Genomic DNA, 9,820 nt, shown 5'->3' with positions numbered 1-9,820 from the left:
GGGTCAGGCTTTCGCGGATGGCGGTGGCGAAGGCCGTGTCATCCGCGTCGAAGGGCACGGGGCCAAGCGCCTCGAACTGGGCCTGCATGGCGCGGGACAGGGGGGCGTTCTCGGTCAGGTTGGACACGGCCGAGAACACGCGTGAGGTCACGGTGGTGCCCGACATCAGCGCCGCACCGTCGGCGATCTTGCGCACGCGGTCGACCAGCGACGACAGGCCCGCAAGGTCGGGGCTGCGGATCAGCTGGCGCACGGTCGCCTTGGCCTGGACCACGTTGGGGGCGATGCCGCCCGCGTCCAGATAGGCGTAATGCACCCGCGCCGCGTCGGGCATGTGTTCGCGCATGTAGTTGATGCCGATGTTCATCAGCTCGACCGCATCCAGCGCCGAGCGGCCCAGTTCGGGCGCGCCCGCCGCGTGCGCCGCCTTGCCGTGGAAGGTGAAGTCGATGCGGGTGTTGGCCAAGGACCGCATGTCGTCGACCGCGTTGAAGCTGGCCGGGTGCCAGGTGATGGCGATGTCGACATCGGCGAACAGCCCGTCGCGGACCATGTAGGTCTTGGCGGCGCCGCCTTCCTCGGCCGGGCAGCCGTAGTAGCGGACGCGGCCGGGCAGCCCTTCGGCCTCCAGCCAGTCCTTGACGGCGGTGGCGGCCGACAGCGCGGCCGATCCCAGCAGGTTGTGGCCGCAGCCGTGGCCGAAGCCGTGATCGGCGATCTGGCGTGGCTGGGCCAGGCCGGGTTCCTGGGACAGGCCGGGCAGGGCGTCGTATTCGCCCAGGATGGCGATGACCGGGCCGCCCGTGCCCGCCTCTCCCATGACCGCGGTCGGGATGCCGGCCAGGTTCTGGGTCACGCGGAAGCCTTGGTCGCGCAGCATCTGGGTGTGGGCGGCACAGGATTTGACCTCGCCATAGGCCAGTTCGGGCGTGTCGAACACGGCGTCGGCCAGGCCGGTGAACTGGGCGGCGCGGGCATCGACCAGCGGCCAGAGGGGGTTGTCGTTTCGCATCGGGATGTCCTTTGGTCAGGCTTGGTCGTTCAGGTGGCAGGCGGACAGGCGGCCGGGGGCGACCGCGCGCAGGGCGGGGACCTCAATGCGGCAGCGGTCATGGGCATGGGGGCAGCGGGGGTGGAAATGGCACCCCGGCGGCGGGTTCAGGGGCGAGGGGATCTCTCCCTTGATGGCGTGATAGGTCTTCTTGCCGGTCTCGAAGGTCGGGATCTCGCTGACGAGCGCCTGCGTATAGGGGTGGTTGGGACGCGCGATCAGGTCCTCGGCCTCGCCCAGTTCGACAAGGCGACCCAGATACATGACCGCGATCCGGTCCGAGATATGTTCGACCACGCCCAGATCGTGGCTGACGAACAGATAGGTCAGGTCGAAATCCTGCCGCAGCTGAACGAACAGGTTCAGCACCTGCGCCTGGATTGACACGTCCAGCGCCGCCACGGATTCATCGCAAACCAGGATGTCGGGGCGCACCGCCAGCGCGCGGGCGATGCCCACGCGCGCCCGCTGTCCGCCCGAGAACTGGTGCGGATAGCGCTTGCCCATGCTGGGGTCGAGGCCTACCTGTTCCAGCATCCGTTCGACATAGGCGGGGATGTCGCGGCGGGGCACGATGCCGTGGACGCGCGGCGCCTCTCCGACGATGTCGCGGACCTGCAGGCGGGGGTTCAGGGACGACATGGGGTCCTGGAACACCATCTGGATCTTCAGCGCCGCGTCGCGGGCGGCGGTGCCCTTGAGCGTCGCCACGTCCTGGCCGTTGTACAGGATGCGCCCCTGGCTGGGGCGGGTCAGCCCCGCCACCATGCGGCCAAGCGTGGACTTGCCGCAGCCGGATTCGCCGACCAGCCCAAGGACCTCGCCGCGGCGGATGTCCAGATGGATCGTGTCGACCGCATGCACCGTGACGGGCGCGACCTTGGCGCCCAAGCGGCGGGCGGTGCGTTCGGCGATGTCCAGGTCCTTGGTGAACCGCTTGGACAGGCCGTCGATCTGCAGGCTGGGCTGTGGTGTCACGGGGTGGCCTTTGCGTCGGCATGGGGGTGGTGGCAGCGCACCTGGCGGCCGGGGCCGGCGGGGGGTCAGGGCGGGTTCAACCTGGCAGGCGGCATCGGCGCGCGGACAGCGGGGCGCGAACTTGCACCCCTTTGGCAGGTTCAGAAGCGACGGCGTCATGCCCTTGATCTGCGTCAGCATCGCGCCGTGGCGCTTGCCGTGGGGGACGCTGTCGATCAGGCCGCGGGTATAGGGGTGGCGGGGGTTCGCGATGATGTCGGCGGTGGGTCCGTCCTCGATGATGCGGCCCGCGTACATGACCGCCAGGCGGTCGGCCAGGCCCGACACGACGGCCAGGTCGTGGGTGATCCAGATCAGCGCGGTGCCCGATTGGGCGCAGAGTTTCTGCACCTCGGACAGGATCTGGGCCTGGATGGTCACGTCCAGCGCGGTGGTGGGTTCGTCCGCGATGATCAGGTCGGGCTTGTGCAACAGCGCGATGGCGATCGCCAAGCGCTGGCGCATGCCGCCCGAGAACTGGTGCGGATAGCTTTTCAACCGCTCGTCCGGGGACGAGATGCCGACCTGGACCAGCGCCTCGCGGCAGCGGCGCAGGGCCTCGGCCCGTGAGACGGTTTCGTGGGCGCGGACGGTCTCGACCATCTGGGTGTCGATGCGCAGGACCGGGTTCAGCGTCATCATCGGGTCCTGAAAGATCATCGCGATGCGCTTGCCGCGCAGGGCGCGCATGGCCTTTTCGCCGCCCGCGATCAGGTCCGCGCCGTCAAAGACGACCTGGCCCCCGGCCACCCGGCCCGGCGGATCGACCAGCCCCAGGATCGAGAACCCGGTGACCGACTTGCCGGACCCGGATTCGCCGACCAGGCCCAGGATCTGGCCCCGTTCCAGCGTGAAGCTGACCCCGTCCACGGCGCGGGCGGTGCCGTCGCGGGTCATGAAATGCGTCTGCAGGTCGCGGACGTCCAGAAGGGCGGTCATGTCTGCAACCTCGGGTTCAGGACATCGCGCAGGCGGTCGCCCACGACATTGATGGCGATGATGGTGACGACCAGGGCCACGCCGGGAAAGACGCTGACCCAGTAGCGGCCGGACAGCAGGTAGTCGTAGCCGTTGGCGATCAGCAGGCCCAGAGAGGGTTCGGTGATGGGCACGCCCACGCCCAGGAAGGACAGCGTCGCCTCCAGCGCGATGGCCTGGGCGATCTGGACGGTGGCGACCACGATCAGGGGGGGCACGCAATTGGGCAGCAGGTGGCGGAACATGATCCGCCGGTTGGACAGGGCCAGGCAGCGGGCGGCGTCGATGTAATCCTTGCGGGTTTCCACCATGGCGGAACTGCGCACGGTGCGCGCGTAATAGGCCCATTGCACGATGACCAGCGCCAGGATCACCTTGTCCACCCCGCGACCCAGCAGCGCCAGCAGGATCAGCGCGATCAGGATGGCGGGAAAGGACAGTTGCAGGTCGACGATGCGCATGACGATGCTGTCGAAGCGCCCGCCGAAATAGGCGGCCGAGACGCCGACGATGGTGCCGATGGTGATGGCCAGCGTCAGCGACACGACCGCGACCATCAGGCTGATGCGCAGCCCGTACATGATGGCCGACAGCATGTCGCGGCCCTGCGGGTCGGTGCCCAGCCAGAAGGTCTGGCCGGTGGCCATGCTGACCTCTCCGGGCGGCAGGCCGCCATCCATGATGCTGAGCTGCATCAGGTCATAGGGGTTCTGGGGCGCGATCCAGGGCGCGGCGATGGCGATGATCGCGATCAGGACGAACAGGATCAGGCCGATGACGGCGATGCGGTCCTCGACGAACTGCTTGGCGATGCGTTTCGCGGGGCTGTCGATGCGGACGGGGGTCGGTGTCGCGATATCGGTCATCCCTTCATCTCCGACAGGCGGATGCGGGGGTCCAAGGCCGAATAGATCACGTCCACCAACAGGTTGATGCCCACGATGATCAGCACCGTCAGCATCAGATAGGCCACGATCACGGGTCGATCCAAGAGGTTGATGCTGTCGATCAGCAGCTTGCCCATGCCCGGCCAGGCGAAGACGGTTTCGGTCACGATGGCAAAGGCCACCATCGAACCCAGCTCCAGCCCGATGATGGTCACCACCGGGATCATGATGTTCTTGAGCACATGCACCAGCACCACGCGTCGGGGCGACAGGCCCTTGGCGCGGGCGAATTTGACGTAGTCCTGCATGCAGACCTCGCGCGTGTTGGCGCGGGCCAGGCGGATGATCAGCGACATCTTGAACAGCGCCAGGTTGATCGCGGGCAGGATCAGGTGCGACAGCCCGTCCCATGTCAGGAAGCTGACCTGCATCCCCAGGAATTCGGTGGTTTCACCGCGCCCGCCCGCGGGCAGCCAGCCCAGAAGCACGGCAAAGACCAGGATCAGCAGCATGCCCTGCCAGAAATTGGGCAGCGAGAACCCCAGGATCGAGCGCCCATGATCGTGCGCCCGGCGATGCTGTCGGGCCGCAGCCCGGCCCAGACCCCAAGCGGGATGCCGATGCCCACCGACAGGGCCAGCGCCACCAGCGCCAGTTCCAGCGTGGCGGGCAGGCGGTCCAGAATGATCTCCAGCGCGGGGCGGCCATAGACGAAGGAGGTGCCCAGATCGCCCTGCAGGGCGTTCCAGACGAAGATGCCGAACTGTTCATACAGCGGCCGGTCCAGGCCAAGCCGTTCGACGGTGGCGGCGATCTGGGCTTGGCTCGCTTCGGGGCTGACCAGCACATCGACGGGATTGCCGATGAAGAAGACGCCGATGAAGACCAGCACGGCCATGGCCATGACGGCCAGCAGGCTTTGGCCCACGCGGCGGACAAGATAGACGATCATGACGGGGTCCCTGTGATCGGGCTGTAAAAGTCGTGCGGGGGTCCGGCACCCCGCGACGGGGGGTGCCGGAGGGGCGCATCATTCGGCGGCGGGCTTGACCTCGGCGGCCAGGGTGTACTGGTCGACGCGGGGTTCGTAGGTCAGGTCGGGCTTCATCGCCCAGACCGTCTGTTCGTAATGCAGCGGGATGATGCCGTAATCGTCCAGCACCAGGGTCTGGGCATCCTGCAGCATCTGGTCGCGCGCGTCGTCGTCGATGGTGGCCATCGCGGTCGTCAGCAAGGCGTCCATGTCCGGGTTGGAATAGCGGCCGGCATTGGTCGGCCCCATGCCCGTCACCTCGTCATAGGTGGCCACCAGCGATTTCAGCGGCGAGGACATGTCGCCCGACGACGCGCCCCAGCCCGCCAGATAGACCGGGAATTCCAGCGCGTTCCGGCGCGAGAAGAACTGGCTGGCGGTGCTGGCATCCACGCTGACGCTGATGCCGATCTGGGCCAGCATCTGGGCCACGGCCTGCGCCACCTGTTCGTCGTTGATATAGCGGTCATTCGGCGTGCCGAGCGTGATCGAGAACCCGTCGGGGTATCCCGCCTCGGCCAGCAGGGCGCGGGCGGCCTCGGGGTCATAGGCCTCGACGTCGCGGCCCGAGGTGCCGAACATCGGCGGCGGCAGCAATTCGCCCGCGGCCTGGGCATAGCCGCCCATGATCCGTTCGGTGATCGCCTGACGGTTGATCGACATCGAGATGGCCTGGCGCACCCGCGCGTCCAGCAGCGGGTTTTCCCCGTCGGTGCCGCCGATGCCGGGGGCGTCCTCCTGCTGCAGCATGTGCAGATAGATCACCCGATTGGACAGTGCGTCGACGATGGTGAATTCGCCCTGTTCGATCCGCGGGATGTCCTGGATGGGCGGGGATTCGATCATGTCGACATCGCCCGCCAGCAGGGCCGCCACGCGGGGGCCGTCGCTGGTGATCGGGCGCATGGTGACCTGTTCCCATTGCGGGGTGCCGCCCCAGTAGTCGTCGAACCGCGTCACCACGACCTCGGACCCGCGGGTATAGCGGTCCAGCACATAGGGGCCGGTGCCGACCGCGACCGCGGGGTCGTTGAAGGCCGGGGCCTGGGGCACGTCGCCCATGCCGGTGCAGGTGCCGTCGGGGCCGTAGGTCACCTGATCGTCGGCGCCAAGCGCAGTGGCGGACAGGACGGCCAGGCTCCACAGGTCGACGGGCAGCAGGGGGTTTGTGGCGGTGGTGGTGATGGTCAGCGTGTGATCATCCTCGGCCGCCATGTCGGCGATGCCGCCGGTGAAGATGGTATAGGCCGAGGGCGAGTTTTCGACCAGCGGCACCCGGCAAAAGGAATAGATCACGTCGCGGGCGGTGAAATCGCTGCCGTCGTGGAATTTGACGCCCTGGCGCAGCGTGAACCGCCAGGTGGTGTCGTCCACCGCCTCCCAGCTTTCGGCAAGGCCGGGGGTGACCATCTGCAGCGCGTCCTGGGTGGTCAGCGCCTCGAAGATGTTCTTGGAGACCTGGATGTTGGTGGACAGCTGGTGGAACAGCGGGTCCATCGAGGTGGCCTCGGATTTCAGGCCGATGGTCAGGTTCTGCGCGGCGGCCGGGGCAAGTCCCGCCACCACGACGCCCGCGATCAGGGGCAAGCCGAATGCTTTCATCGCAATATCCTCTCTGCTGGTGATGCGCGGACCGGTCGCCCCGGGGTTGGTCCCCGGTGGTGCAATCCCGCTTGGCGTTCAGGGTATGATGCGATAATCAGATGTCAATCGCGAATATCAATGCGTTTTTCTCATAGGGTGCCGATGGAACCGGATGACACTGCCGCCGACCGGGACCGCCGGTCGGGAATATCCCTGCGCGAACTGGAGGTTCTGCAGGCGCTGGTGGCCAATGGCACCGCGATCAGCGCGGCGCGCCGACTGGACATCTCTCAGTCGGCGGTCAGCCGCAGGCTGGCGCAGCTGGAGGAGCGGCTTGGGTTCAAGCTGTTCCTGCGCACCAACGGCCGCCTGGTCCCCACGATCGAGGCCCTGTCGCTGAGCGAGCAGCTGGCCCCGGTGCTGGAGACGCTGGCCCGGCTGGTCCATCGCGCCGACCGGCCGCAGGACGCGCACGAGGGGACGCTGTCCATCGTGGCCCCGCCGACCATCGCGCATCGGTTCCTGCCAAGCCGCATCGCGGCCTTCAAGCGGGCCAATCCGGGCTGCCAGATCACCTTCGACGTGCTGGCCAGCGACAGCCTGCTGACCGGCATCGCCGAGGGGCGGTTCGATATCGGGATGAGCGACAGCACCGTTGCCCATGAAGGCATCACATCCGAGCTGTTGCTGGAAACGCAGGCAATCTGCGTTCTGCCGCGGGACCATCACCTGGCCTCGTTCGAGGTGATCCGCCCCGAGGACCTGCTGGACGAGCCGTTCATCGCCCTGTCGCGCCGGCATTCCAGCCGGGCCGCCATCGACCGCCTGTTCGACCGCGCGGGCCTGACCCTGCGGATCGACCTGGAGGCGTCGACGAACGTGTCGGTCATCGAATTCGTGCGCGAGGGGTTGGGCGTGGCGTTGCTGAACCCGTTCCCGCTTGTCGATCAGATGGGCGATCAGGTGGCGATGCGCCCGTTCCTGCCCGCGATCCGCTACAGCACGCATTTCCTGCTGCCGTCCAGCCGGGCGCCGTCTGCCGTGACGCGGGCGTCATGCAGGACGTGACCGACAGCCTGGACCGCGCCGCCTATCCGACCCCCACCGCCCTGCGATAAAGGAAATCCGATGCCGACCCCCACCAGCCAGCAGATCCTGGCGCAGCTGATCGCCTTTGACACGACCAGCCACCGGTCAAACCTTGCCCTGATCGACCATGTCCGCGCCTATCTGGCGGAATACGGGGTGGACAGCCGGCTGGTCATGGATGCGACCGGGCAGAAGGCCAACCTGTGGGCGACGATCGGTCCCGGAGACAGGCCGGGGGTGATCCTGTCGGGCCATACCGACACGGTGCCGGTGGAGGGGCAGGACTGGGCCAGCGACCCCTATGCGCTGACCGCGCGCGACGGGCGGCTGTACGGGCGGGGCAGCTGCGACATGAAGGGGTTCCTGGCCTGCGTGCTGGCCGCGGTGCCGGACCTTGTGGCGCGCGACCTGGCGCGGCCCGTGCATCTGGCGTTTTCCTATGACGAGGAGGTCGGCTGCATCGGTGTCGTGGGCCTGCTGGAGATGCTGCGCGACGAGGGCGTCCGGCCCGCCCTGTGCATCGTCGGAGAGCCGACGTCGATGCAGGTGGTGATCGGCCACAAGGCGAAACGATCGATGCGGGTGACGGTGCGGGGCAGGGGGTGCCATTCGTCGCTGGCGCCGCAGGGGGTGAACGCGGTCGATTACGCGGCGCGGCTGGTCGTGCGCATGCAGGACATCGCCGCACGGCTGGCAACCCAGGGCGGGCGCGACGCCGACTATGACATCACCCACAGCACCGCCCATACCGGCACCATCCGCGGCGGCACGGCGCTGAACATCGTGCCGGACCTGTGCACGCTGGATTGCGAGTTCCGGGTGCTGCCGCACGAGGACGCCGATGCCCTGGTTCAGGAGTTGCGCGATTACGCCCGCGACGCGTTGGAACCGATGATGCGGCGCATCGCCCCCGAGGCCGGGATCGAGATCGAGGTGTTTGCCCAGTTCCCCGGCCTGGAGACCCCGCCCGACGCCGAGGTCGTGACCCTCGTCAAGCGCCTGACCGGCAGCAACGGCCATTCCAAGGTCGCCTTCGGCACCGAAGGCGGCCGCTTTGCGGAGATGCTGGGGGTGCGACGGTGATCTGCGGGCCCGGCGCGATCGCACAGGCGCACAAGCCCGACGAATACATCGACCTGTCGCAGCTGGCCGCCTGCGACGGCTTCCTGCGGCGGCTGGCCGATTGGGCGACGCGGGGGGCGTAAGGATGCCCCCGGCCTCAGCGCCGCATCAGCTTGGCGGCCAGGGTCTGGACATCGGGCCCCGAGACCTTGGGCACGATCCGATAGGCCGCGTTCACGAAGCAGAACAGCGCAAAGCCCAAGAGTCCCACGCAGACGCCCGTGACCAGGATCTGGCCATAGACCTGATCGGACAGCCAGGAGAACGCCTCTCCGGTGCCGCCGGCTTCCTGCGGATTGGCCTGCCATGCGGCGAACCCGAACAGCAGGCCCACCACGGCCACCACCGTGCCATGCGCGATCAGCCCGGCTTTGAGTATCGGGTTCCAGCCTGCGGTGACGGGGTTGGCGCGCAGGTGCTGACGGTATTCGTTCGTCCAGCCCTGGCGCATGTAATGCACGCCCGCCGCGATGATCAGCAGCGCCGCCGCCCCGATCAGCCAGCGACCGCCGGGCCATTGCATGACGGTGCTGACATGGCCCGGGATGCTGGAGCCTTCGCCGGAGTCGTCGCCGCCGCGGAACAGCAGCGAAAAGACCGTCAGCCCGATGCCCAGGTGGATGGCGCCGGTGACCAGCATGCCGATGCGCGCGACGATGCCCTTGGCGTCGCGGCCGTAATCCTCCAGATCGAAGGCCGCGTCCAGCATGCGCCACAGCGCATAGGCGACCATCCCCAGCAGGATGACGAACAGCAGGCTGCCGCCGCCCCAGGTCGTGTCCAGCCAGCCCAAGGCCGACGACGTGTCCTGCGCGTCCCCGCCGCGCCAGATCGAATAGAGCGAGATGCCCGCGACGGCCAGATAGACCAGCCCCTTGCCGATATAGCCTGCCCGCATCAGCGGCACGGCCCAGCCCAGTTTGCTTTCGGTCATGTTTCTCGTCCCCGTTCCGGTTTGCGCCGAACCTACCGCAGGTCTGGGCGGCCCCGTCAAGCGATCGCCCCGTGATTGTCTGCACATGAACGGCCTGCGGGGCGCGCGTGGACCGGGGCAGGGGG

Annotated in this window: 10 protein-coding genes; 3 read left to right on the top strand and 7 right to left on the bottom strand. The window is 67.9% G+C overall.

Annotation, left to right across the window (positions count from 1 at the left end; translation table 11 throughout):
• The 6 genes from TY51_RS15525 to TY51_RS15505 all read right to left on the bottom strand — a co-directional run.
• Positions 1-1,012, bottom strand: a 1,012-nt coding sequence (locus tag TY51_RS15525; RefSeq protein WP_042251078.1) for an amidohydrolase, incomplete at its 3' end; no start/stop codon positions are given.
• Between the two features lie 15 nt (positions 1,013-1,027).
• Entirely contained in the window at positions 1,028-3,007 is a 1,980-nt protein-coding gene (locus TY51_RS15520; RefSeq protein WP_042251075.1) for an ABC transporter ATP-binding protein, read from the bottom strand.
• Positions 3,004-3,912 carry an ABC transporter permease gene (locus TY51_RS15515; protein ID WP_042251074.1) on the bottom strand — a complete coding sequence of 303 codons (909 nt, stop codon included), beginning with the start codon at positions 3,910-3,912 and terminating at the stop codon, positions 3,004-3,006. The genes TY51_RS15520 and TY51_RS15515 overlap by 4 nt, the downstream gene beginning before the upstream one ends.
• Entirely contained in the window at positions 3,909-4,445 is a 537-nt protein-coding gene (locus tag TY51_RS24400; protein WP_307537493.1) for an ABC transporter permease, read from the bottom strand. Before TY51_RS24400 ends, TY51_RS15515 begins: the two co-directional genes overlap by 4 nt.
• On the bottom strand, positions 4,436-4,885 hold the full coding sequence (locus TY51_RS24395; protein ID WP_307537490.1) for an ABC transporter permease: 450 nt from the start codon (positions 4,883-4,885) through the stop codon (positions 4,436-4,438). Before TY51_RS24395 ends, TY51_RS24400 begins: the two co-directional genes overlap by 10 nt.
• 78 nt (positions 4,886-4,963) lie before the next feature.
• Positions 4,964-6,568 (bottom strand): ABC transporter substrate-binding protein, encoded by a 1,605-nt coding sequence (locus TY51_RS15505; protein WP_042251072.1) that lies wholly within the window; start codon positions 6,566-6,568, stop codon positions 4,964-4,966.
• Positions 6,569-6,712: 144 nt separating this feature from the next.
• On the opposite strand from TY51_RS15505, the gene TY51_RS15500 reads away from it, so the two are divergent.
• From TY51_RS15500 to TY51_RS24115, 3 genes are read left to right on the top strand one after another with little or no spacing between them, the layout of a single operon-like run.
• On the top strand, positions 6,713-7,618 hold the full coding sequence (locus TY51_RS15500) for a LysR substrate-binding domain-containing protein (protein ID WP_042251069.1): 906 nt from the start codon (positions 6,713-6,715) through the stop codon (positions 7,616-7,618).
• 60 nt (positions 7,619-7,678) lie between these two features.
• On the top strand, positions 7,679-8,722 hold the full coding sequence (gene argE, locus TY51_RS15495; protein WP_231559091.1) for an acetylornithine deacetylase: 1,044 nt from the start codon (positions 7,679-7,681) through the stop codon (positions 8,720-8,722).
• Complete coding sequence (locus TY51_RS24115; protein WP_255351431.1) at positions 8,719-8,844, top strand: hypothetical protein; 126 nt, start codon at positions 8,719-8,721, stop codon at positions 8,842-8,844. Before argE ends, TY51_RS24115 begins: the two co-directional genes overlap by 4 nt.
• A 14-nt stretch (positions 8,845-8,858) precedes the next feature.
• Here TY51_RS24115 and TY51_RS15490 read toward each other — a convergent pair whose 3' ends face one another.
• Positions 8,859-9,695, bottom strand: a complete 837-nt coding sequence (locus TY51_RS15490; protein WP_042251066.1) for a DUF1206 domain-containing protein — start codon at positions 9,693-9,695, stop codon at positions 8,859-8,861.
• Positions 9,696-9,820 lie beyond the last annotated feature (125 nt).

Source organism: Paracoccus sp. PAMC 22219 (assembly GCF_000787695.1).
Lineage (GTDB): Bacteria > Pseudomonadota > Alphaproteobacteria > Rhodobacterales > Rhodobacteraceae > Paracoccus.
This window is presented reverse-complemented; position numbering and strand designations above follow the sequence as displayed.